Source organism: Lysobacter antibioticus (assembly GCF_001442535.1).
Classification (GTDB): Bacteria; Pseudomonadota; Gammaproteobacteria; order Xanthomonadales; family Xanthomonadaceae; genus Lysobacter; species Lysobacter antibioticus.
The window spans coordinates 37-24793 of sequence record NZ_CP013141.1 but is presented as its reverse complement, the minus strand read 5'-3'; the positions used below and the strand labels follow the sequence as shown (position 1 = coordinate 24793).

Annotated in this window: 18 protein-coding genes; 7 read left to right on the top strand and 11 right to left on the bottom strand. The window is 63.6% G+C overall.

Features of this window, described 5'->3' with window-relative positions; all coding sequences use genetic code 11:
- Window positions 1-37: 37 nt before the first annotated feature.
- The gene (locus GLA29479_RS26090) at window positions 38-280 is read right to left on the bottom strand and encodes an XAC0095 family protein (protein WP_144436253.1); all 243 of its coding nucleotides are present in this window, start codon (window positions 278-280) and stop codon (window positions 38-40) included.
- Between the two features lie 105 nt (window positions 281-385).
- On the opposite strand from GLA29479_RS26090, the gene GLA29479_RS00075 reads away from it, so the two are divergent.
- On the top strand, window positions 386-628 hold the full coding sequence (locus GLA29479_RS00075) for a helix-turn-helix domain-containing protein (protein WP_057970393.1): 243 nt from the start codon (window positions 386-388) through the stop codon (window positions 626-628).
- Window positions 629-678: 50 nt separating this feature from the next.
- On the opposite strand, the gene GLA29479_RS24130 is transcribed toward GLA29479_RS00075, so the two are convergent.
- The 8 genes from GLA29479_RS24130 to GLA29479_RS00050 all read right to left on the bottom strand — a co-directional run bounded on the left by GLA29479_RS24130 (window position 679) and on the right by GLA29479_RS00050 (window position 12549).
- Window positions 679-1671: a hypothetical protein gene (locus GLA29479_RS24130; RefSeq protein ID WP_144436252.1), complete on the bottom strand. Its 993-nt coding sequence runs from the start codon at window positions 1669-1671 to the stop codon at window positions 679-681.
- A 27-nt stretch (window positions 1672-1698) separates the two neighbouring features.
- The gene (locus GLA29479_RS23365) at window positions 1699-3981 is read right to left on the bottom strand and encodes a DEAD/DEAH box helicase (RefSeq protein ID WP_082638156.1); all 2283 of its coding nucleotides are present in this window, start codon (window positions 3979-3981) and stop codon (window positions 1699-1701) included.
- Window positions 3971-4702 (bottom strand): hypothetical protein, encoded by a 732-nt coding sequence (locus GLA29479_RS23360; protein ID WP_082638155.1) that lies wholly within the window; start codon window positions 4700-4702, stop codon window positions 3971-3973. Before GLA29479_RS23360 ends, GLA29479_RS23365 begins: the two co-directional genes overlap by 11 nt.
- A gap of 476 nt (window positions 4703-5178) precedes the next feature.
- Window positions 5179-5358, bottom strand: coding sequence for a hypothetical protein (locus GLA29479_RS00070; protein ID WP_057970392.1), 180 nt, complete (start codon window positions 5356-5358; stop codon window positions 5179-5181).
- A gap of 122 nt (window positions 5359-5480) precedes the next feature.
- Window positions 5481-5873, bottom strand: coding sequence for a GFA family protein (locus tag GLA29479_RS00065; RefSeq protein WP_057970391.1), 393 nt, complete (start codon window positions 5871-5873; stop codon window positions 5481-5483).
- Between the two features lie 81 nt (window positions 5874-5954).
- Complete coding sequence (locus GLA29479_RS00060) at window positions 5955-6512, bottom strand: DUF3228 family protein (protein ID WP_057970390.1); 558 nt, start codon at window positions 6510-6512, stop codon at window positions 5955-5957.
- 203 nt (window positions 6513-6715) lie between these two features.
- Window positions 6716-8485 carry a proprotein convertase P-domain-containing protein gene (locus GLA29479_RS00055; protein ID WP_057970389.1) on the bottom strand — a complete coding sequence of 590 codons (1770 nt, stop codon included), beginning with the start codon at window positions 8483-8485 and terminating at the stop codon, window positions 6716-6718.
- Window positions 8486-9078: 593 nt separating this feature from the next.
- Complete coding sequence (locus tag GLA29479_RS00050; RefSeq protein ID WP_057970388.1) at window positions 9079-12549, bottom strand: methylmalonyl-CoA mutase family protein; 3471 nt, start codon at window positions 12547-12549, stop codon at window positions 9079-9081.
- Window positions 12550-12976: 427 nt separating this feature from the next.
- Between GLA29479_RS00050 and GLA29479_RS00045 the strand changes: the two genes are divergently transcribed.
- On the top strand, window positions 12977-13294 hold the full coding sequence (locus GLA29479_RS00045) for a YXWGXW repeat-containing protein (protein WP_057970387.1): 318 nt from the start codon (window positions 12977-12979) through the stop codon (window positions 13292-13294).
- Between the two features lie 98 nt (window positions 13295-13392).
- Here GLA29479_RS00045 and GLA29479_RS00040 read toward each other — a convergent pair whose 3' ends face one another.
- Window positions 13393-15549, bottom strand: a complete 2157-nt coding sequence (locus GLA29479_RS00040; RefSeq protein ID WP_082638153.1) for a C1 family peptidase — start codon at window positions 15547-15549, stop codon at window positions 13393-13395.
- 512 nt (window positions 15550-16061) lie between these two features.
- Here GLA29479_RS00040 and GLA29479_RS00035 point away from each other — a divergent pair.
- From GLA29479_RS00035 to GLA29479_RS00025, 3 genes are all read left to right on the top strand, one after another.
- Window positions 16062-17165 carry a Glu/Leu/Phe/Val dehydrogenase dimerization domain-containing protein gene (locus GLA29479_RS00035; protein ID WP_031373366.1) on the top strand — a complete coding sequence of 368 codons (1104 nt, stop codon included), beginning with the start codon at window positions 16062-16064 and terminating at the stop codon, window positions 17163-17165.
- A 155-nt stretch (window positions 17166-17320) separates the two neighbouring features.
- Entirely contained in the window at window positions 17321-18085 is a 765-nt protein-coding gene (locus tag GLA29479_RS00030; RefSeq protein ID WP_169795584.1) for a carbonic anhydrase, read from the top strand.
- Window position 18086: 1 nt separating this feature from the next.
- A complete protein-coding gene (locus GLA29479_RS00025; protein ID WP_057918394.1) occupies window positions 18087-19244 on the top strand; it encodes an isovaleryl-CoA dehydrogenase in 1158 nt (385 codons plus the stop codon).
- A 185-nt stretch (window positions 19245-19429) separates the two neighbouring features.
- Here the strand turns inward: GLA29479_RS00025 and GLA29479_RS00020 are convergent, their stop codons facing one another.
- A complete protein-coding gene (locus tag GLA29479_RS00020; protein WP_057970386.1) occupies window positions 19430-22237 on the bottom strand; it encodes an autotransporter serine protease in 2808 nt (935 codons plus the stop codon).
- 465 nt (window positions 22238-22702) lie between these two features.
- On the opposite strand from GLA29479_RS00020, the gene GLA29479_RS00015 reads away from it, so the two are divergent.
- Both GLA29479_RS00015 and GLA29479_RS00010 read left to right on the top strand, forming a co-directional pair.
- Complete coding sequence (locus tag GLA29479_RS00015; RefSeq protein ID WP_057918396.1) at window positions 22703-23878, top strand: thiolase family protein; 1176 nt, start codon at window positions 22703-22705, stop codon at window positions 23876-23878.
- A 123-nt stretch (window positions 23879-24001) separates the two neighbouring features.
- A complete protein-coding gene (locus GLA29479_RS00010; RefSeq protein ID WP_056112151.1) occupies window positions 24002-24379 on the top strand; it encodes a hypothetical protein in 378 nt (125 codons plus the stop codon).
- The last annotated feature ends 378 nt before the right edge of the window (window positions 24380-24757 follow it).

Sequence of the window (24757 nt, the reverse complement as noted above, 5' to 3'; positions counted from 1 at the left end):
GAGCGATGGGCTACTCCATCCACTCGGGGCGAATACGCTACAGCCCGGATGGACGGACAGCATCGGCTACCCCGTCCAAGTCGTCGGCCAAGCGATCGAAGCATTGGGCTAGCGCCTGTGCAGAGAGGTAGATCACGTCGGGGCTGCCCTCGCCTTGTGGCTCGGTGAGCTGGGCCAGCAAGCGGAGCTGGTCGCGAGTCTGGGTTAGGACCTGCTGGGCGGTAGCGGGCAGCAGGTAGTCGTGAGGCTTGGTGGTAGGGGCGCGGGTTCCGTTTCGCATGAGCATCTCCCGAGGTCATTGATCCATGACGGGAGTATTTTATTCTATTTTTGAATATTCTTAAAGAGGATACAGCATTCGTGCGGGCCTTCGGATACCGCACACATGTCAAGCAGCACGCTCTATACGAAAGAGAACGAGGTTCTCTCCCAGCTCATCCGCGAAATGCGTAATGCGGCGGGTCTCACTCAAGCAGCCTGTGCCGAGAAGTTGGGAAAGCCGCAGTCCTACGTGAGCAAGATCGAAGGCGGAACTCAGCGCATCGACTTGATTCAACTGAAGGAATACTGCACTGCCTGCGACGTATCTCTAGCAACATTCGTCAAACGTTTTGAGTCAAAAATATGAGCCAATCGATTACAAGAAATTCATACTCGCATATCATCTCTTCTCGAAATTCACGTACGCAGCAGCAAAGCATCTAGAGATAACCGAGAATTCGATTCGACATCATCAACAAACTGATCCCACGTACCGGGCTCTACTCGACACGAACAGTATGTGCACGCCATTCGTAAGAATGCTTTCGCGACAGAGACAAGATCGACTAAAAACTGGTCAAGCTGATCGCGCCGATCTTCACCATAAGTGAGGAAAATTGAGTCCCGATAATTCGCTTTTCCAGCATAACGACGTGCCTGAACGAGGAAGCTAACCTTCATATTCTGAAGATAAGCATCCCGAACTTGTTGCGATGCTTTCGTTCTAAAATTGTCGACCTCTAAAGCTCGAAATTCGTTCGTCTCGCGAATCAAAATCTCGGCTCGCCCTCGCTCGTAATCCGCTGTACCAGCCAAATAAGAAACTATGCCACCCCACGCCTGCTCGTAATTACGAGGCGGCGAATTAATGTCGAACTCATTTCCGCCTCGGTACGCATCAACCTCTGCTTGATAACGAGCACTAATAAGACTAGATAATACAAGCGAAAATGGCGAAATAATCAGCCCCCTGTTAGCAAGTTCCGTCTGCCAAGCATCAGCTATAGCGTCGCGTGTACTTGGTAGTGCCCCAGTGGCAGCGACCACCATCGCACTAGCCGCCGAAAAAATAGTTCGGTACCAAATTGCAATGGCTGGCCTGGATATATCGTACGAATTCTCGACGTCATTTAATATTGATGCCAGCCCCGCCACATGATTAAACGCCATGAAGATATTTTCAAAAACAATAGTATCCGCAAGCCGATTTATCGGACGCACTTCTACACCGCTATAGTGCTTGCGGAGAGCGCCCTCCTCAAAGTTGACATCAACGCAAAGATGAAGGGCCCGCATCCAATTGACCGTTCCATAGAATGCGAATCGAGGAGCTGGCTGCTCCTTAATATCGAACAACCTAGACAACAGCCACTTTTGCATATTTAGCCCCTGATGTGATTTATAGGCCATCGCGCACGGCGCTCCTCTACCCAGGAGCTATCTGTACCAGGCGGTAATCATCTGAACTCGCGCGCTCGCATAAGAAATAGCACGCGTGAAAGCAATTTCCTTCTCATTCACAGAACGAATATAGGGAAGCAAACTCTCAATATCTTCTGGAAGGAATCCGTATCGCATCAAAAGCACATGCATCGGATCATTAGTACCAAATCTCAGCAATTCGATGAACTTCAATGCCCGATCATTACCGCTGCGCCGATGGTACACTTTGAACGCAGCAACGAAGGTATCCGAAAGGCAAAATGAAATAACCTGGTCCAGATAATCATACGTATCGAATACGACTGCATCGTAACTAACATTGCTTGCCGCGGTCCCCTGAGGAAACAAAGGGAATGGGGTTACAAGTTTAGAGTCGGGAAGTTTACTTGCGTGCTGGGTAAATTCCGCCTGCCCTGAACGATGCTGGTCGCGTCTAGCAACACGACTAAAGCGCAAGCCAACTATCTCGCTGAACGAACGCCCCTGAAACGTCTGCAGCATGAGCGAGATAGCCTCCTTGAAGACCGCCCGCTCGCCATCAACCAAACTTCTCCCTAAGGAAGATTCATATATCTTCCGAAGATTCCGTTCGATTTCCACACGAACTTCTCGATTAGCTTTGCCTCGCATTGAGCCAGAAAGACTGCCATCATCTGCATATACCAGATTTAAGACCCTGCTCGCTGCGTCTAGCACGCCCTGATGCGACAGACGCTCCGCCTTAGACTGGGGCACATGCAATTCATCATCGAACGTTCCTTCTCGAATTGCAGATAGCAGCTCCTCTGCATCTGCATCTCCCAACGCCTCACTGTCTTCAATGACAGAATCTTCTGAAAGAATAAATTTATCAAGGAGCCGCTCAACTAAAATTTTTGGGCTCTTTGTAAAGACATATCCAAAGTCGAACTGCTGATCTTTAGACAGACGCCCTGCTCGGCCAATTAGATTCTTAAAAGCTAGCGATTTACTGGATTCATCCTCACCGAGAATGCGCATACTATCTAACCAGACAATATCAAAGGGCATATTAACCCCCTGAACGAGAGTGCTGGTTGCAAAACATATTTTTGCAAAGCCAGCCCTAACAAAGTCTTCGACAAGAAAACGCACCTCTAACGGGACCGAGCCATGATGAATGACCACCCCTTTACGCATTAGCTCAACCATTTTCGAATCATGGCCGACCTGATCCGCACCAACCAAATGCTCAATAGCCTGAATAATTTCAATACCCTTAGGGTCATTCAGCTGATCAAATTTATCAATATAATCTTTAAACTCGTCTAAGAATTTTCCACTATATATAGAGCCCTTAGTTACATACGCGAGAACTGAATGCCCGGAGCCGAACGCAAACGAGTCAAAAGCCCCGTCAAATTTTATGGAATTCTTGATGTGATGACCATCTTCCTCAAAAGGGGAAAAATAGTAGTCCGCGCCATTTGAATGACGAAATACGTAAAGCTTGCCCACAGCACCGTAAGGATAAGTGCGCGAGTATGATCTACTAGTCGGCAATCCATGCTTCGCAAACTGAGCGCCAGGATTCTCGACAAACGGATGAGCGAAAACTAATTTTGCATCCGAGAACACCCTACTGACTCGCCTGACAAGAACATCAAAAATTATTCCTCGCGGCCTTTCCTCTGAGACCTGAGCCTCATCAAAGAAAAATAAACGAATATTCAGATCAGCGCGAAGCTCAAAAAGATCGCGGGCGCGCTCAGGTGTCAGAATAAATATTCGCCTCAGCTCCCTACTGGTAAAAACGCGATCCACAAAAGGCATAACCATTACACGCTTGTCATCTTGAAACATCGACCGCATAACGTTCATATATTCAGCAATCAACGCTCGCGATGGCACGACAATTACGGCATCGCCTTCATCGTTAGCTATAAAGTCTCGAATCGAATAGGACTTTCCTGCGCTAGTTGGTGCGGAGATCGATATAAATTGGTTTTCCTGCAGTGCTCGACGCATGCTTGCTTGCACTGGAGTCAAAGACCCACCTCCACGCACTGTATCTGATGCGCCCATCCGAGCAATCAAGAAAGAGTAAAGACTTTCGGGCGACCCGATTTTATAAAACAACCCCATCGATGCAACGATTTTTTCCTCCAACAACGAGAATGCAGCGGGATGAAATTCCTTATATAAACTCAGATTTTCAAGCATCGCCTGCGAATCAGGCCCTTGTTCGTGCAGGACCCTTAGCAGTTCCGCCAAACTCCGTTGAGGCTCACTATCAGCGACAATATCCTTAAGCGTCATAGCTAACACCAACAAGAAATATCTGAACAATCTTATGCTTTTTAGCAAATTTATCGGCAGATTTAATCGCGTTCGCTATCACCAGTTCTTGGTTTTTTGCATTTAGAGAAAATGCCGCAACCACTCCGAACTCCTCACTATCCAGCTTACTAATAGTCGCAGCCGGAGCAATGGTTTGCAAATGAGGGCGATCTCGGTAATGTTTTTCGGCTGAAAGGAAAGCGGATATCTGAGCTATGGCCAGTCCATGCGGATTACCGCTTGATGAATACTTAGCCTCGCCGAAATTCACCCACTCCCCTGGACAGATAGTGTGAAAGTCAAAGCCTTCATTCTGCTTAATTTGCGGCTTCCATAACTCTGCCAGCGGAACCGCCCTATGATTAAAAATCATATTTAAGGCCCTTGCAGACCCCATCGAAACCATTAGCTCACCAAAATCTTCAGCAATGGATGAGGTCGACGCTGCTGACTCAAATATAGCAACAAGAAGCTCACTAGTTTCTGAAACCGTTCTTTCATACGATCGGCGCGCCCCAGGATCTAGATTTGACATCCACGATGTATCGACAACGGTCTGAGTAAGCGCGTCTGCCAACTTCGTTATATCAAAAACAGAGACACGGCACGCTCGAATATTTCCTAGCGTCAAAGTCGACAGATCGAAATGATCGCACCCCCACGCAGCATCACAAACGGGGCCAGCATTTGCAGATGTCATCCCCCCCTCCCTTGCAAATCAGAATGCCAAACCTCGTCGCAAGCGCACTTCTCGTCCGATTTATTATTCAGAAGCTACCCGCACCCAACAAAAAATCATCCGCCCTTGAAATATGTAACCGTAAAGAAGAGACCTGCAACTGATCGCACATTCTCAGGCGCGACACTATCTAAGTTTCCTCCTGTTTTTCCTCCAGCCAGGCTCTCCGAGCAGGTCTACATCGTAGGCATCAACGCAGAAAACATTTTTTTCCGGTCATACCTGCAACCAGCAGCTCCATGGGTTTACGTCTCTCTAGCTCAGGACGTTCTAGAGGTTCTGACCCTCTTTCTGCTTTCCATGATCAGCACCGGCTTAACCTTGGTAACAACCTGGCTGCCGAACCCTTGGCAATGATGTTGATGCCATAGCAGTGGAATGGCGAAAGAGCGCTCGACAAGGGGGCCATGCGTTCGAATCAGCGAACGAGTACCAGCCTAGACTTTCAAGCCATCATCCAGCGCCTCGGCGGTCCTCATGCTGGCGAGGTGCGCGGCGGGGTCGGGGTTGGCGTGGCCGACGCGGTAGACATGCACCATCTCGCCCGGGGCCAGGGTCGCGCTGGGTTGATTGAAGACCAGGCGGATGTCGTCCTTGAGGTCGAACTTCTTCTCCACCGCGAGCGCCAGTGCGCTGGAGGTGGCAGATAATGCCCAACCGTGGGTTGCGCTGATTGCGTTTCGAGTGCGGGCACGAGATTTCGTGGTGCGCGGATAGGTGTGCCGAGCGGCCTTCGCGCCTATTCCTCGAAGCGGGTCAGGCCTTCGCGATTGCGTTCGTAATGCCGCACCAGCGGAAACGGCGGCAGCCAGGATTCGCGGCGCACGGTCCACAGCTCGTAGGTCGGCTGGAATTGATCGGGGGCGTCTAGGGCGCCGAGGTTCACTTCGATTTCGTCGCCACTGCGGCCGAACACGGGCGAGCCGCAGTGCGGGCAGAAGTGCCGGTCTTTGTAAGCGCGGGTTTCGCCTTCGACGGTGACCGCCTCCTCGGGGAAGATCGCCGAGGCATGGAACAGGGCGCCGTGGTGTTTGCGGCAGTCGAGGCAATGGCACAGGCCGACCCGGTAGGGGCGGCCCGTGGCCACGATGCGGACCTTGCCGCACCAGCAGCCGCCGGTGTATCGATCCATGCTGCACCTCGTTCGAAGTCGACCGACGCCTTGTTTACGACGAACGCTGCGGTGTTGCAACGGCTGGCTGCGCGAAGCGCTTCAGCCGCGCCAGTTGGCGTGCGTGCTCCAGAACGCCACGCTGCGGCGGTAGGCCTCGCGGTCCAGCGATACGCCGGAGCCGCCCTCTTCCACGCCCAGGGCGTTGCGCATCATGGTGATCGGGGCCATCGGGGTTTCGACGGGTTCGGCGGTGTACATGCAGCCGACCACGCCCCAGTCGGCGTCGGTGACGGTGCCTTCTTTAGCCAGTTGTTCGCGGCTGTAGAGGATGACGATGAGGTATTCGGCCACCGGCGGGTCGAGGCCTTCGAACCAGCGCACCAGCACCGGCAGTTCGTCCTTGGTGCGGGCGTCGTAGTCCGAACGCAGCAGGTGGCGGTTGGCCTCGGTGATCGGCACCGCGAGGCAGCGGGTGCTGGTCCAGTTGCGGTGCACGTGCAGTTTGCAGAACGGGGCGTAGCCGTCGAGCACGTGCAGCGGCGGCGCCTGGTTGAGGTGGCGCTCGAACTGTTCGGGGGTGATGTCCTGGATGGTGTTGCGGCGCGGCTCGCGCGGGAACAGGCGGGCGCGGGCGAAGTCGGTGAGGATGATGGTCATGGCCGCATTATCGGGCAGCCCGGGCTGCGGGGCATGGCGATGGCGGGCCGCGTGGCGCGGGCGCGCTGTTCGTTGGCGGCGGCGAGCGGTTGGGTGGTGGATGCGGTTTGTTGTGGGTGGTGCGGCGGGCTGCTGCCCTCACCCCTGCCCCTCTCCCGCAAGCGGGAGAGGGGTTCAGAGCGAGGCTTGGCAAGTCGGCTGCGTCAGTCCCTGCGGTAGAAATCCAGGCTCCAGTCCAGCAAGGTGCCCGAGCCGCCCGGCACGTCGTCGGTGACGCGCAGTTTCCACACGCCGTTGGCGACTTTGTCGGTGAGGTCCAGCGTCTGCTCCACGCTGGGGTTGATCGGGCCGTTGCTGTGGTCGCGCAACAGATAGGCCTGGCCGTCGGGTGCGATCAGTTCCAGCTTGAGGTCGGTGCGATGCGGGTGACTGAGGCGATAGACGACGCGGGCGATGCCGCCGTTGCCGTTCAAGCGCAGGACGCCCAGCGGGCTTTCGACGACGGCGTTGTCGTTGATGAGGTAGTCGGTCGGGTTAGAGAACACCACGCGCGGGCGGGCGTCGTAGCTGCCGCCGTAGGTGGCCATGACGCTGGCGCCGGTCATGTCGGTACGGGCTTTCAGGCGCAGGAAGTAAGTGAGCGGAAAGTCGGCGTGCGGGTCGCGATCGACCCGGCAGAAGGTGCTCCAGACGCCGCTGGTGCGGCAGTGGTATTCGGTATCGGTCGGCGGCGCGCCTTCGCGCACGTACAGCGTGCCGGCGCCCGTGCCGGGGCCGAATTGGGTGTTGAGGTAGAAGTCCGGTGCGGCGCCTTCGGGCTTCATGATGTTGAACAACAACGACTCGCCAGCGCGCAAGGAGATGCCGACGCGGGTGAGGTCGTTGGCCAGGCGGTTGGCATCGAGATACGGCAGCACCGTTAGTTGCACCGGCAGGCGGTGGGTCGCCGAGGCGGCGGTCGCGACCACGGTCGCTTCATAGCTGCCGACCGGCGCATCGGCGGATGCGGTGAAGGCGATGCTGGTGGGGCCGTAGGGGTTGACGACCTCGGGGCTGAAGCTGGCGGTGACGCCGGGCGGCAGGCCCTCCATCGAGAACGCTATGGGCTGGTTCCAGCCGGACAACGGCCGTGCGTTGATCTCCAGCCAGCCGCTGATGCCGGCCTGCTGGGTCACCGCGACCAGGGCGCGGCTGCGGCCGATCGTCCACAGGGTGAAGTCGGGCGCCGGGTTGACGTAGAGGTCCAGCGGCACGCCGCGGGTGATGGCGCCCGAGGCGCCGGTAATCGTGATCGGGTATTTGCCCTGCTGCACTTGCGCCGAGGCCTTGAGGGTGAGGGTCGAATTCACCGCGGCCTTGGCGCCGGGGCTGACCGGGTTGAGGCCGAAGCTCGCGGTGACGCCTGCGGGCAGGCCGGTCACGCCCAGCGTGACTGCGCCGCCGAAGTCGTAGCCGGTGACCGTGATCGGCACTTGGCTGCTGCCGCCGATGTAGGTGATGTGCTGGGTGCCGGGCACCGTCAGCTTGAAGGCCGAATCGGCGGTCACCGTGAGGTTCGCGGTGGTGCTGCGCACGAGTTTGTCGTAAGTGCCGGTGACGGTGATCGGATAGCTGCCGACCGGCACGCCGGCGGCGATGGCCAGGGTGAGTTTGGAACGCGCGACACCGCTGGGCGGCGGAACGATCGAGGCCGGCGAGAAGGTGGCGGTGACGCCTGCGGGCAGGCCCGACGCCCTCAGCACGGCGGGCCGGCTGAAGCGGTCGAGGCTGGTCACCGCGACGTAGGCGAAGACCGAGCTTTCGCGGCTGGTGGCGACGGCGCCGGGTTCCACGCTGACGCTGAAGTCGCCGATGGTGTTCGTGGGCGAGGCTTGGGGCTGGGCATGGGCGCCGGTCGTCGTCGCCAAAGCGAGCACCGCGAGAACGCAGGCATGCTGAGCGAACGCGCGCAGCCGCTGCAGGGGGATAGCCATGAGGCCACTCCTGAAAATTATGAGGGTGAAGGTGAGACCGCGCCCCTGATGGGGCCGGTACGGGAACGCGGGGCGATCTTGGCAGAACGCCCATCGGCCAAACGAGAAAGCCGGCATGGTTTTAGATGCGTGAACGGGCTTATGACACGGTCTTGGCGATGCATCGCGGCCGCGGTCGCCGACGGTTTCGGGCGCGCCGTGTTTTCACGGCCCGCGTTGCAACGCGGGCGTGATAGACGTCGCGGATCCCGTTCGTGCTGGGTCGGTTGGCGATATGAAACGGATGCTCGTCTGAGCGATGGCGAGGTTTGGGTTTCTTGTGTTGGGATTTTCAGCTGCTGAAAAAGCAAATCCCCCCTGCCCCCTTTTTCAAAGGGGGGAACAGCAACTGCCGCGGGCGCGCTGCCGGCCGCAACCTGCGCAGCGGTATCACTGCCCCCTTCGAAGAACGGGCTGGCGCCTACGTAGCGTGCATGAGGTGGGTGCCCCTGCGCCGGGGGATTTGCCTCGGCTTCTCGCACCGCAGGTTTCAGACAGCGCCAAAAAAACAGGCCCGCATTGCGGGCCTGTTCGGGTGCGCCGGTAAAGCGCGCTTACATGTTGCGGCGGTACTCGCCGCCCACGTCGTACAGGGCGTGGCTGATCTGGCCCAGGCTGTGGGTCTTCACCGCTTCCATCAGGCTGGCGAACACGTTCTTGCGGTCGCGCGCGGCGGCCTGCAGGTTGCGCAGGCCTTCGGATGCATAAGCGTTGCGGCCCTGCTGGTACGACAACACGTTGTCGATCTGCTGGCCCTTCTCGCCTTCGGTGCTGCGGATCAGTTCGATCTCGGTGACGATGTCGCCGCCGTGATCCTTCGGCAGGAAGGTGTTGACGCCCACCAGCGGCAGGCTGCCGTCGTGCTTCTTGTGCTCGTAGTACAGGCTCTCTTCCTGGATCTTGCCGCGCTGGTACATGGTGTCCATGGCGCCGAGCACACCGCCGCGCTCGCTGATGGCTTCGAACTCCTTGTAGACGGCCTCTTCGACGATGTCGGTGAGGTAGTCGACGGCGAAGCTGCCCTGCCAGGGGTTCTCGTTGAAGTTGAGGCCCAGTTCCTTGTTGATGATCATCTGGATCGCGACCGCGCGGCGCACGCTTTCTTCGGTCGGGGTGGTGATGGCTTCGTCGTAGGCGTTGGTGTGCAGGCTGTTGCAGTTGTCGAACAGCGCGTACAGGGCCTGCAAGGTGGTGCGGATGTCGTTGAACTGGATCTCCTGCGCGTGCAGGGAGCGGCCGCTGGTCTGGATGTGGTACTTCATCATCTGGCTGCGCGGGTCGGCGCCGTAGCGCTCGCGCATGGCGCGGGCCCAGATGCGGCGGGCGACGCGGCCGATCACGGTGTACTCCGGGTCCATGCCGTTGCTGAAGAAGAACGACAGGTTGGGCGCGAAGTCGTCGATCTTCATCCCGCGCGCGAGGTAGTACTCGACGATGGTGAAGCCGTTGCTCAGGGTGAAGGCGAGCTGGCTGATCGGGTTAGCGCCGGCTTCGGCGATGTGGTAGCCGCTGATCGATACCGAGTAGAAGTTGCGGACGTTCTTGTCGACGAAGTACTGCTGGATGTCGCCCATCATGCGCAGGGCGAACTCGGTGCTGAAGATGCAGGTGTTCTGGGCCTGGTCTTCCTTGAGGATGTCGGCCTGCACGGTGCCGCGCACGGTGGCGAGGGTGCGGGTCTTGATGGCTTCGTAGGTCTCGGCGTCGACGACCTGGTCGCCGGTGACGCCGAGCAAGCCCAGGCCGAGGCCGTCGTTGGTCTCGGGCAGCAGGCCGCTGTATTGCGGGCGCTTGCGATTGGCGAACATCGCTTCGATCTTGTCGTGGGCGGCGTCCCAGCGGGCGCCGTCCTCGCGCAGGTATTTTTCGACCTGCTGGTCGATGGCGGTGTTCATGAACATCGCCAGCAGCATCGGCGCGGGGCCGTTGATGGTCATCGACACCGAGGTGGTCGGCGCGCACAGGTCGAAGCCGGAGTACAGCTTCTTCATGTCGTCCAGGGACGCGATGTTGACGCCGGAGTTGCCGATCTTGCCGAAGATGTCCGGGCGCACCGCCGGGTCTTCGCCGTACAGGGTGACGCTGTCGAACGCGGTCGACAGGCGCGCGGCCGGCTGGCCGACGCTGAGGTAATGGAAACGGCGGTTGGTGCGCTCGGGCGTGCCTTCGCCGGCGAACATGCGGATCGGGTCTTCGCCGGTGCGGCGGTACGGATAGACGCCGCCGGTGTAGGGGTAATAGCCCGGCAGGTTTTCCTTCTGCAGGAAGGTCAGCAGCTCGCCCCAGCTCTTGTAGGTCGGCGCGGCGATCTTCGGGATCTTCTGGTGGCTCAACGAGTCGCGGTAGTTCTCGACGCGGATGACCTTGTCGCGGACCTTGTATTCGTTGACGTCGTCGGTGATCGACTTCAGGCGCGCGGGCCAGTCGCGCAGCAGCTTCAATGCCTCGGAGGTGAGGGATTGGACGGCGTCGTTGTAGCGCTGGCGCAGGGTGACGAGGGTGCGGTCGACGCTCTTGGCCGGCGACGCCGCCTCTTGAGCCGCCAGCAACGCTTCGGCCGCATACAGGTCGAGCTGCTTCGGCAATTCGGGGTCGTCGAGGTCGTGCAGCGACTGCCAGTACGACTGCGCGCGGTCGGCGACGTCGGCCTGGGTCTCGATCTGGCGGTTGATGCCGCGGCCCTGTTCGGCGATCTCGGCGAGATAACGCACGCGGCTGCCGGGGATCAGCACGGTGGCGCGCGGCTCCTTCAGCGAGGTGTCGACGTCGGGCGTCCACTTCTCGGCCGGCAGCGACAGCTTCTCGCGCAGCAGGCGGCACAGGTTGACGAACATCCAGCTGATGCCGGGGTCGTTGAACTGGCTGGCGATGGTCGGGTAGACCGGGACGTCCTCGTCCTTGGTCTGGAAGGCGACGCGGTTGCGCTTCCACTGCTTGCGCACGTCGCGCAGGGCGTCTTCGGCGCCGCGCTTGTCAAACTTGTTCAGCACCACCAGCTCGGCGAAGTCGAGCATGTCGATCTTCTCGAGCTGGCTGGGCGCGCCGAAGTCGCTGGTCATGACGTACATCGGGAAGTCGACCAGGTCGACGATCTCCGAGTCGGACTGGCCGATGCCGGCGGTTTCGACGATCACCAGGTCGTAGCCCAGGCCGCGCAGGAAACCGATGCAGTCCTTGAGCACGGTGTTGGTGGCCGAGTGCTGGCGGCGGGTGGCCATCGAGCGCATGTACACGCGCGGGCTGCGCAGCGAGTTCATGCGGATGCGGTCGCCGAGCAGCGCGCCGCCGGTGCGGCGGCGGGTGGGGTCGACCGAGATCACCGCCATGCGCATGTCGGGGAAATTGGCCAGGAAGCGGTTGAGCAGTTCGTCGGTGACCGAGGACTTGCCGGCGCCGCCGGTGCCAGTGATGCCGACCACCGGGGTCTTGCCGCCGGCGAGCTGCCACTGCTTGCGCAGATGGGCGAGCTGGGTTTCGTCGAGCAGGCCCTCTTCGATCGCCGAGAGCATCTTGCCGATGGTGATTTCGTCGTCGATTGCCGCCGGCTTGTCCGGCGTGGTGTCGGCGATGCGGCCTTCGCTGGCGCGGCGGATGACGTCTTCGATCATCGCCACCAGGCCCATGTGCATGCCGTCGTTGGGGTGGTAGATGCGCTCGACGCCGTAGGCCTGGAGTTCGCGGATTTCTTCCGGGGTGATGGTGCCGCCACCGCCGCCGAACACGCGGATGTGACCGGCGCCACGCTCCTTGAGCATGTCGACCATGTACTTGAAGTACTCGACGTGGCCGCCCTGGTAGCTCGACAGGGCGATGCCGTCGGCATCTTCCTGCAGCGCGGCGCGCACCACGTCCTCGACCGAGCGGTTGTGGCCGAGGTGGACGACTTCGGCGCCCTGCCCCTGGATCAGGCGACGCATGATGTTGATCGCGGCGTCGTGGCCGTCGAACAGGCTGGCAGCGGTGACGAAACGCAGCGGCGTAGCGTCGGGCTGTACGGCGGGAATGTTGGCGGCGGTCGTGCTCATGGGCATCTCGGTACGCAGTACGGGCTGTGCGTATTGTAGCTCCGGGCGGCAGTTCCGGTCTGGCGGCCGGCCGTGCGGGGGCGAACGGTGGCCGCGCGAGCGGGTCCGGGTAGTGTTGCGACCTGCGCCGCGGCGGGGTTTTGGGTAGGAGCGGCGCGAGCCGCGACCGCGGTGCTGCCCGATAGCGGCGCAAAGCTGAAGGCTGGCACAGTCGTTGCGGGCGCCGCGAAACGCCATTCGGTTGCAGGCGGTGGCGGCGCGAGCGTGTTCGTGCGCGGTCGCGGCTGGCGCCGCTCCTACCCTTAAAGCCACGGCGGATCTAAACCAACGCGCATCTGAACGCCGCGCGCCGCGAAGTCAACAGGTACCTTGGCAACGGCGTTGTCCTCGGTACCGGCGGGTGGCCGCCGGATTCGAGGAGAACGGTATGGCTATGCGTCCTTTGATGGCGGCGACGGTGTTCGCAGTGGCGTCGCTCGCGGGCGTGCATGCGCCGCAAGCGCAGGCGCGCACCTATGTGGACGTGGACGTGCGGGTGGCGCCGCCCCCGCCGCGCTACGAGCGGGTACGGGTGCGCCCGGGTTATGTGTGGGCGCCGGGGCATTGGCGCTGGGACGGCCGCGGTTATCGCTGGATCGGCGGTCACTATGTGGTCGCGCGCCGCGGTTATGTCTACGTGGGGCCGCGCTGGCATCCCTACGGGCCGGCATGGCGTTTCCGCGATGGGTATTGGGCCCATCGCTGAGCTCGCCGACGTAACCCTTGCCAGGTGTGACGCGTCGCGATATTGGACGCGTCACACCGGCCGCTGTCGCCGCATTCCTTCGCAGCGCCTTCGATGTTTCAGGACTTGACCGCGCGCGCGATGGCGTTGCGGCGGTCGGCATTGCCGGCATCGGAGCGATGCAGGTCGAAACTCGCAGTGGTGGTGGCATGGCCGAGCGCGCGCGCGAGGGTCGCCGCCAGGGTCGCGCGATCGTCTTCGAAGCCGCCGTGCGTGGTCGACGTGGAAGCATCGGGCGAACCCGGCGGCAGCCCCGCGGTCGGCGACTGGATCCAGTCGATGCGGCCGCTGTCGATCAGCTCGCGCAGTTCGGCATTGCCCTGTTCGCCGCCCTTTTCCAGGAAACGCGCCATGCCGAGCAAGGGCGTGCCGTGACGATAAGCGCGGTTGATCCAACTGCGCGCCTGGGTTTCGAGCGCATGCGCGACCAGGTACAGCAAGGACTTGTGATAGATGTCGGCGCAGTCGTCGTCGTTCTCGGCCTTGTCGGTCAGGGTGAACAAGGACAGGCGCTTGATCGCGCCGCTGCGCAAGGCCGGCGCATACGTCTGCAGGAACAGTTCGACGGTGATCGCCGGCGCCCACAAGGCCACGCTTTCGATCTTCAGGCCGAGGCCGCGCATGCCGACCGCCGGGCCGTCCGGGACGATGCCGTCGCAGGTCAGCAACTGCACCAGCGGCGCGAACAACACCGAGCCGGCGCTGTGCGCGGTGAGGTGCAGCTCGACGTTGGGATCGTGGTCGATCCATTCGCCGAGCAACCGCGCCACCAGGGCCGCGCCGCCGGCCTCCTGGGCGCCGCCGTTCGCCAGCGCCACGCGTGCGGTAGTAGCGAGCAAGGCGTTTTCCTTCATCTCGTCCCACAGCAGCTTGCCGCCGGCGACGCGCGCCAGCGGTTCGAGCGTGTCGTCGAGACGGTCGAGCAGCAGGTCCTTGGCCTTGTCGACGATGCCCTCGCTGCGCGGCCGGGCGACGTCGCGCAGGATGTTGCCCAGGGTGCTCCAGACGTCGCTCTTCCAGACGAAGGCGAGCGGATAGACCTGCCGGTCGAGCAGGGTTTCGCGGTAGTCGGCGACGCGCTGGATCGCGCTCTGCTCCGGCACCAGGCCGCCGTGGGCATACAACATGACCCGCTTCTTGCGCCAACCCGCGGTAATGCGCGGCAAGTCGTCGCGGATCAGGTTGCGGACATTGTCGAGGGTGGTGCCGAAACGGCCGCCGTCGCGCAAGGCGCCGTCGTTGCCGAGGCTGACGATGTGCGGGCGCAAGTCGGCCTGCGAATAGCCGGTGGACTGACGGGCGACACTGGAATGATTGATCGCGCTCGACTGCGCCTTGTGCAGGCGCACCGGCACCGCCAGGCGCGCGACCCAGACGTCGCTGCCGCGCTCCAGCCATTCGTCGTAACTGATATAGCCGTAGCCGCCGCGGCCCCAGTCCTTGCCCCAGGAGTTCTGGATCCAGAAACCGCCTTCGTCGTAACCGACGATGGCGAAGGCGTGATAGCCGGCGAGTTCCTGCTGCGCCCAGACGATGCGGCCGCGCACCGGGTCGTCCCAACCCTCGTGCACCGCGCTCGATGCGTACAGCACGCCGACTTCGGCGAAGGCCGCGTGCATCGCCACCAGGTCTTTGTGATTGACCCGGAAGTACGCGCCGAGCGGGCGCTGCGCCGCGTCGCGTGCGCGCGCTTCGGTGTAGGTCTCCATCGGAGTGCCGGACTTGTACGGCCAGACCTTGTCCGTGCACACCCCGTGGTGGTGCCAGCCCTTCATGGCGCCGCGGCAGCTGGACCCGGAATAGCTTTCGCCGCGCCATTCGTCGTAGCGGCGCGCCATGTCGTAGAACATGCGGGTGCTGACCGCGGCCAGCTTGGCGCGCGGCGCGCGCTTGCGCAGCAAGGCGTGGGCGACCGCGGCCAGACCGAACGCGGTGCAAGCGCCTTCGTCGCCCTGGTCGAGCACCGGCAGGCGCAGTTTCAGATGCTCCGACAGCGGAATGCGTACCGGCACGTCGATCAGGGTCGGCTCGAACATGCGGTCGCGAAAGTCGGCGGTGTCGGGGCGCGCATCAAGCAAACGCCGCCGCGCCGCACTGCGCTCGACCCGCCCGGCACCGGCCTTCGGCGTGACTTCGAGTTCGGACTCCTCGAAGGCCTCGTGGCGAAGCGTGGTGCCGCTGCGTGCGCGGCGCGCGGTTTTGCGGGCGATGGTCATGACGGGTCCTGATAAATATCGATTCGCAATGCAGAAAACGGCCTGACCGCGCCGCTGCGGACAAAGGTCCGCACTGAACGCTTCGGCTCGTGACGCCCGAAGCGGACCGGCGGCGAATCGACAACTACGGCAAAGCCCGCGCCGCGGGCTCGATCGCGGCTGGAGCCGGGCGAGGCAGAGCGAGTGTGAGCGCGCTCGTCGGTCGCGCCGATGACAGCCGTCGCCGCGCCAGCCTTGGCGATCGGCGCGTCGGCGAGGCCTTTCGCGAGTGCCGCGAGAGCGGCCGCAAACCTCTCCGCGCAGGCCTTCGCAGGCCTTCACATGCGCCGCTCCAGCCACGATTGCCCGGCCCCTGCAATACCTAGCCGTATTGCCCGATTGCTTTAGACTACGGCCCCTACGGCGGGCCCCTGCGGTTGCGGCGTACAGGCGAATCCATTTCCATTCAACGACTTACCACCACCAGGCGTCCTTAGCGCTTCGCGCAATGCCGCGCCGGTCCGGAGCACCCGATGATTTTCGAAACCCTCGACACCTTCGGCCATGAGCAGGTCGTGTTCTGCCATAACAAGGACGCCGGCCTGAAGGCCATCATCGCGATCCACAACACCGTGCTCGGCCCGGCGCTGGGTGGCCTGCGGATGTGGCCGTACAAGACCGAGCAGGACGCGCTCAACGACGTGCTGCGTCTGAGCCGCGGCATGACCTACAAGAACGCGGTCGCCGGCCTCAACATCGGCGGCGGCAAGGCGGTGATCATCGGCGACCCGGCCGCCGACAAGTCCGAAGCGCTGTTCCGCGCCTTCGGCAAGTTCGTCGATTCGCTGGGCGGCCGCTACATCACCGCCGAAGACGTCGGCATCGACGTCAACGACATGGAATACGTGTACCGCGAGACCGAATACGTCACCGGCGTGCACCAGGTCCACGGCGGTTCGGGCGATCCCTCGCCGTTCACCGCCTACGGCACCCTGCAGGGCCTGATGGCGGCGCTGAACAAGCGCTTCGGCGACGAGGAAGTCGGCAAGTACAGCTACGCCGTGCAGGGCCTCGGCCACGTCGGCATGGAATTCGTGAAGCTGCTCAAGGAGCGCGGCGCGAAGATCTTCGTCACCGACATCAACAAGGGCCTGGTCGACAAGGCGGTGTCCGAGTACGGCGCCGAAGCGGTGGGCCTGGACGAGATCTACGACGTGCCTGCCGATGTGTACTCGCCGTGCGCGCTGGGCGGCACCGTCAACGAGCAGACCTTGCCGCGCCTGAAGGCCAAGATCATCTGCGGCGCGGCCAACAACCAGTTGGCCAACAACGCCATCGGCGACGAAGTGTCCAAGCGCGGCATCCTGTACGCGCCGGACTACGCCGTGAACGCCGGCGGCGTGATGAACGTGGCGCTGGAACTCGACGGCTACAACCGCGAGCGCGCCATGCGCATGATGCGCACGATCTATCACAACCTCGGCCGCATCTTCGAGATCGCCGAGCGCGACAGCATCCCGACCTACACCGCCGCCGACCGCCTGGCCGAAGAGCGCATCAGCGCGATCGGCAAGCTCAAGCTGCCGATGGGCCGGTCGACGCCGAGCTTCCGCGGACGCATCCGCAGCGGCCACTGAGCCATACCACGACGGGGCCCATCGGCCCCGTCGTCGTATCCGGCGTAGGGTTTTCGCCCCGGCCTGCGTTTTTCTGAATGCGCGCAAGCGCGTCGCCGGGTCACGGCCCGAACGCGGCCTCTTCCACAATCCGTGCCATCAACGGGATGCTCGCCATGCGTAAACACGTCCTCGCGGCCGTCGCCGCACTCGGTCTTGCAACGCTCGCCGGCGCCGCCGCCGGCCAATCCGCCGGACCGGCCGCGTCCGGCCACGCCCACACCGAAACCCTGGATTACGAACACCAGGAGCGCTGGCAGGCCGCGCACGACAAGGCGCAGTCGCCGATCGACATCGTTACCGCCGCGGCGATCGCCGCCGCCGACAACGAGCCGCGCGCGCTGGAATTCGTCCACACCCGCGGCCCGATCGACGCGGTCGCCGACAACGGCCACGCCGTCCAGGTCGACACCCATCGCACCGAGGCGAGCATCCGCGGCCGCCATTTCGCCCTGAGCCAGTTCCATTTCCATGCCCAGAGCGAGCACACCCTCGACGGCAAGCATTTCCCGCTCGAAGGCCACTTCGTGTTCAAGGCCCAGGACGGCCGCCTGGCGGTGGTCGGCGTGATGTACGTCGAGGGCGCCGCCAACCCGGTCGCCCAGCAGGTGCTCGACGATCTTAAACAGGGTCGCCGCGAAGGCGCGCCGGCGCAGCGCGAGATCGATATCGAGGCGCTGTTACCGAAATCGCATGCTTACTATCACTACCTGGGCTCGCTAACGACCCCGCCGTTGTCGGAAAATGTGGAGTGGTACGTGCTGCCCGCGCCGGTGACGATGTCGAAGGCGCAGATCCAGGCGTTCCTGTCCCACTACCGCCGCAACAACCGCAACATCCAACCGCTCAACGGGCGGCCGCTGATTCGTTACGAGGGCTGATATGCGCAGTTTTCCCCTGGGTGAAGAGATCGATGCGCTGCGCGATGCCGTGCGCCGTTTCGCCGAAGCCGAGATCGCACCGCGCGCGGAGCAGATCGATCATGACAACGCGTTCCCGCAGGACCTGTGGCCGAAACTAGGCGAGATGGGCCTGCTGGGCATGACCGTGCCGGGCGAATACGGCGGCAGCGAGATGGGCTATCTGGCGCATCTGGTGGCGATGGAGGAAATCTCCCGCGCCTCCGGCTCGGTCGGCCTGTCCTACGGCGCGCATTCCAACCTGTGCGTATCCAACCTCTACGCCAACGGCAACGAGGCGCAGCGTTCCAAGTACCTGCCGAAGCTGTGCAGCGGCGAGTGGAAGGGCGCGCTGGCGATGAGCGAGCCGGGCGCGGGTTCCGACGTGGTCGGCTCGATGAGTTGCCGCGCCGAGCGCAAGGGCGATGTCTGGGTCGCCAACGGCAACAAGATGTGGATCACCAACGGCCCCGAGGCCGACGTGCTGGTGGTGTACATGCGCACCGCGGGCAAGGACGCCGGCAGCAAGTGCATGACCGCCTTCATCGTCGAGAAGGGCATGAAGGGTTTCAGCACCGCGCAGAAGCTCGACAAGCTGGGCATGCGCGGCTCCAACACCTGCGAACTGGTGTTCGAGGACTGCGAGATTCCGGTCGAGAACGTGCTCGGCGAAGTGCACCACGGCGTCAAGGTGCTGATGAGCGGCCTCAACACCGAGCGCCTGGTCCTGACCGGCGGCCCGCTGGGCCTGATGCAGGCGGCGCTCGACATCGCCCTGCCCTACGTGCGCGAGCGCAAGCAGTTCGACGTGGCGATCGGCACCTTCGGCCTGATGCAGGGCAAGATCGCCGACATGTACACCGCGCTGCAGTCGAGCCGCGCCTTCGCCTATCAGGTGGGACGCGACTTCGACGCCGGCTATAAGAGCCGCGTCGATGCGGCCTCGTGCCTGCTGCACGCTTCCGACGCCGCGGTGCAGGTGGCGCTGGAAGCGATCCAGACCCTGGGCGGCAACGGCTACATCAACGAGTACCCGACGGGGCGCATCCTGCGCGACGCCAAGCTGTACGCGATCGGCGCCGGCACCAACGAGATCCGCCGCATGCTGATCGGCCGCGAGCTGTTCGACGGCAAGAGCTGAGTCTCGGGCGGGTTGGGTAAAGCAAAACGCCGTCGCGGTTGCGACGGCGTTTTTGTTTGCGCGCCATGTTGGAAAGCGCGGGGAGATTCGCTTCGCCGCCTGCGTAGCGCCACCCACCCATCACGCTGCACCAGAGTCCCTCTTTCGATAGAGGGACTCTGGAGGACCCGCTCTGCGTCCTTCGCTCAGAACGGCACCGTCCAGCTCGCGAACGCGCGCAGATAGTCCTCGCCCCGCTCCCTGCGTTGATCGAAATCGAAGCGCAGCACGCTGCCGCGGCCGAAACGGGTGCTCAGGCCCAGGCCGAACACGCCGACGTCGCGGGCCAAAGGCTCGCTGGCGATCGGCGACCACACGTCCAGGGCGGTGAAGCGCGCGTCGATGAAATCGCCCGACTGCGCCAGGGTGCGCTGCCATTCGGCGCGGCCGTCCAAGGTGAGCAAGGCCGAACCGAACCGCCATTCGCGCTGCATCCGCGCGCCCAGCAGCGCCTGCGTCGCGCTCAAGGTCGAGTCGCCGGCGCGCAGGCCGAAGCCGGCGGCGCCGGGCTCGTCGAAACCGCTGCGATCCAGGCGCACCGATTGCACGCCCACATACGGCGTGACCATGCCGTTGGCGCCCTCGAAGCGGTGCCCGAGTTGCGCATCGAGTTGCAGATAGCGGTTGGCATAGCGGGTGCCGACACCGAAGTCGGCGGCGCCGAGCATGACCTCGCGTTCGAGATCGCGCTCCATGCGTCCGAGCGCGGCACGGCCCAACAGATAGTGGCCGCCGCGGTTCCAGGCCGCGTAGAACTGGCCTTCGATCTGGCGGTTGCGCTCGCGGTCGCGGCGCAGTTCATGGCGCGCGTAACCGTCGGTCTGGCTGAGCGCGGCGCCGTAGCGCAGCGCGCCCTGGCGCTGGTCGTGGCCTACGATCCAGCCGTTGGCGTCGAGGTCGAAGCGGCCGGCGGTCGCGCGCTGGGCGTCGATGCGGTCGGCCCAGGCGCCGTCGCTCGGATGCAGGTACTGCGCATCCAGGCGCGATTCCAGCGCGCGGCGGTTGCCTTCGATCGCCATCATCGCGAACGCAGCGTCGGCGCTGTGCAGCTCGCCGGACAGGCTGGCCAGCGAGCGCTTGGCGATCTCCGGCGTGGCCGACTGCTGCAAGGCGCCGGCCGCGGCGCTGAAGGCGCCCTGCGCGCCGGGGCCGCCGCTGACGACGGTGTTGCGGTCGAGTTCGTCGAAAGCGCCGTCGACGCGTTCGGCGGCCGCGGCCGCGGCGCCCTGCACGCCCATCGACTGCGCGGCGGCGGTGATGTTGAGCGAGACGATGTCGAGCCAGGCCTGGGTGCTGCTATAGCCCGGCACCGCCACCAGGAATACGTTCGAGGCGGTCGTCAACGAGGCGAACGCCCCGCTGATGCTGCCGGCGTTGACGAACACCTCGCGGCTGGAACGGGTATAGCCGGGCAACTGCCCGAGCACGTGGGCGTTGCCGGCCAGGCTGGCGTTGCCGGTCACTTCGAGCTTGGAACCGATGAAGAACTGCAGCTGCCCAGCGGCGGATTGCTGATAGCTGTCGACGCGCAGGCTGGCGCCTTCGACCCGCACCGCACCCTGGCTGTCGACGCGGTTGCCGATGCGCGCACCGTTGCCGCCGACCAAGGTGGCGCCGGCGCGCACCGTCGTCGGCGACACCGTCGAGGCGTTGTCGGCAAGCCGCAACACGCCGCCGGCGACGTCGGTGGTGCCGGTGTAGGTATGCGCGGTGGTGCTGTCCAGGCGCAGCGTGCCGCTGCCTTCCTTGATCAGGCCCCCGGTGCCGCTGAGCGGGTTGGACCAGGTCGAGCTGCCGTCGAACGACACCCGCACATCGCCCCAGTCGAGCCGATGCGGGCCGCGCACCGAGGCGCCGACATCGAGCAGGCCCTGTCCGAACACCGGGTCGACGCCGGGCGCGCCGAGGTCCTTGGCGTTGCCGAGCAGAGTCTGCCGGACCAGATCGTTGTTGAAGTACGGAAACGCCTGCCACACCAGCGCGGCGGCGCCGGAGACCTGCGGCGCGGCGAACGAGGTGCCCTGGACGAACCAGTAAGTCGGGCTGCCGACCGGGTCGTTGACGCCGGTGGCGATGACGTTGCCCGGCGCCACCAGGCAGTAGTTCATGGCGATGCCGCAGGCGTTGGAGTAGCTCGCCAACTGGGTCGGGTTGTTGCTGTCGAGCGCGGCCGCCGCGATCCAGCCACGTTCGAGCAGGTTGGCGCCGGCGCCCTGGCTCGGCAGCGAGGCGTTGTCGGAGGGCTGCGGCTTGCCCTCGTTGCCGGTCGCGAACACGACCAGGCCGCCGTTGTCGATGAAGGGCTTGTAGGCGTTGATGAAACTGACGGTGACGTTGTCGCCGGTCCAGTACAGGCCGCCCCAGGAGTTGTTCATGATGCGCACGCCGGCGTTCATGAGGTCGCGCGAGACGATGTCGAGACCGCCGGCGTCGCGCGCTTCGTTGCCCTGGCCGGAGCCGTCGTCGCTCGGGCGCACGTCGGAGAGGATGCGCGCGGAGACGATGCTCGCGCCCGGGGCGATGCCGCCGGGCCAACTGCTCACCGCGGTGCCGGCGGCGATCTGGGCGACGTAGGTGCCGTGGCCGAGGACATCGTCGATGGCGTGGTTGTTGGTGCGCGGATCGGTGTAGATCAGCATCGGCCCGACCCGCCCGGCCAGGGCCGGATGGGTGCGGCGCACGCCGCTGTCGACCACGCCGATGCGCACGCCCTGCCCGGTCAGGCCGAGCGCATGCGCGGCGCGGGTGTTGGTCAAGGCCAAGTGGGCGTCGGCCGCCGGCTGGGCCGGGTTCGGCGCCGGCGGCGGGGTCGGTGGTGGGGTCGCCGGCGGCGGTGTCGGGCGGACCGCGTCGCCGCCGCCTCCGCCGCCACCGCAGGCGCTCAGGATGGCCAGGCTCAGCGCGCATAGCGCCAGCCGCGAACTGCATCGCGCTGCCGGTCCGAATCGTTTCATCGCTCAGCTCCCCGTCGGGGACGGCCCGCCGCTCGCACCCCTGCGACACGGCCGCGCGTCGCCTTCGTTTTAATCCAAGCCGCGCGCGACGACAATCGAAACCGCAGGTTTTCAGTGCAGATTTCTTCATGCGATATGCGCCACGAAAACCATCGCCGAGGCATTCACCGATTCGTTTCGATGCGTTCCGACCCGCAGCGCCCTCCCCGGCCCGTAGTCGGATCCGCTCCCGAACCGCCCCGATCCGCTCCGACAGGACCGGCCCGACTCGCCCCGAATCGCCGGATTCGGCCTGATGCCGTTCAGCTGCCTGCCGGCTTCGTCGCGGCCGCGAGACGAACAATTGTTTGTTTTTCGTTATTCGAGACCCCGGTATTTGCCGCGGTGCAGCATGGCGCCGCATAATCCGGCGGTTCCGGCCCACGCGCCGGTCTCCGTCTACGCCACAGTTTTTGGAGTTCCGCCATGAGCGATGTCGTCATCGTCGGTGCCAAGCGCACCGCCATCGGTTCTTTCCTCGGCCAGTTCACCGGCGTCCCGACCCCGACCCTGGGCAGCGCCGCGATCACCGGCGCGCTCGAGCAGGCCGGCGTCGCCGCCGACCAGGTCGACGAAGTCATCATGGGCTGCGTGCTCCCGGCCGGCCTCGGCCAGGCCCCGGCGCGCCAGGCGGCGCTCAACGCCGGCCTGCCGACCTCGGCCGGCTGCACCACGATCAACAAGGTCTGCGGCTCGGGCATGAAGGCGATCATGCTCGCCCACGACCTGATCAAGGCCGGCTCGGCCAAGGTCGTCGTCGCCGGCGGCATGGAGTCGATGACCAACGCCCCGCACCTGCTCAACAACTCGCGCACCGGCATCCGCTACGGCAGCACCGAGATGCTCGACCACATGGCCTGGGACGGTCTGACCAACCCGTACGACGGCAAGGCCATGGGCGTGTTCGGCGACGCGGCTTGCGAGAAATACGGCCTGGATCGCGCTGCGATCGACGCGTATTCCGAGGAAAGCGTGAAGCGCGCGCAGGCTGCGCAGAGCGCCGGCCACTTCAAGGACGAGATCGTTCCGGTGACCGTCAAGGGCCGCAAGGGCGATGTCGTCGTCGACAGCGACGAAGAGCCGGCCAAGATCGACGTCAGCAAGATTCCCGGCCTGCGCCCGGCGTTCGGCAAGGACGGCGTGCTGACCGCCGCGTCGTCCTCGAAGATCTCCGACGGCGCCGCCGCCGCGCTGCTGATGTCGGCCGACGACGCCGCCGCGCGCGGCCTCAAGCCGCTGGCCCGGATCGTCGCCCACGCCGGCCACGCCCAGGCGCCGGAGTGGTTCACCACCGCGCCGGTGAAAGCGATTTCAAACGTGCTCGAAAAGGCCGGCTGGACGGTCGCCGACGTCGACCTGTTCGAGGTCAACGAGGCCTTTTCCTGCGTCGCGATGGCGCCGATGAAGGACCTCGGCATCCCCCACGACAAGATCAACGTCCATGGCGGCGCGGTCGCCCTGGGACACCCGATCGGCGCCAGCGGCGCCCGCCTGGTGGTCACGCTGATCAATGCCTTGCGCCTGCGCGGCGGCAAGCGCGGCGTCGCTTCGCTGTGCATCGGCGGCGGCGAAGCGACCGCAATTGCGATAGAGTTGCTCTAAATAGTTAAAAACGCGTTGCACAAAAAAAACCGGCAAGCCCGCTTGACACACGTCACCGGCTTGTCATCATGTTATCGGCGCGCAACTGCGCGTTGCCTAACTAATCGACGAGGAATCCGAATCATGAATTTCAACAAGGCGCTGATCGCCCTGGCTCTGGGCCTGGCCCTGGCCGCTTGCTCGAACCAGAAGCAGGCCGAAGAAGCTTCCGCCGACGCCGCTGCCGCTTCGACCGAAGCTCAGGCCGCTGCTGACACCGCCGCCGCTGCTGGCGACGCTGCCACCGCCGACGCCGCTGCTGCCAGCGCTGACGCCGCCGCTTCGGCTGCCGACGCTGCTGCTACCTCGGCCGACGCCGCTGCCAACGCTGCGACCCCGGCTGCTGCCGACGCCGCTGCCGACGCTGCCAAGAACGCTGCCGACGCCGCTGGCCAGGCTGCCGACGCTGCCAAGGACGCTGCTGCTCCGGCAGAAGCTGCCAAGGAAGAAGCCAAGAAGTAATATCGCGCAAGCGATACTGCTTAGTTCCGGCACGAGTCATCGTGCCGAACGGGAAAGCCGCCGGTTTCCGGCGGCTTTTTCCGTAAGGTCAGTGAACGATCTGAGCCGGCTTGCCGGACCGCTGCGCGCACTGGCGTTGCCTGACATCACCGTTCCACGTTTTTTCTCTCAGACAACTCCTCAGGATAGACACTCATGAAGACCCACCTGTACGTCCTCCTCGCCGCTTCCGTCCTGGCCCTGTCGGCTTGCGCCCCGAAGTCCGAAGAAGCCAAGAACGAAGCCGCCGAAGCCTCGGCCGCCGCCAGCCAGGCTGGCGATGCCGCCGCCCAGGCTGCTGACGCCGCCGGCACCGCCGTCGCCGAAGGCGCCGACGCC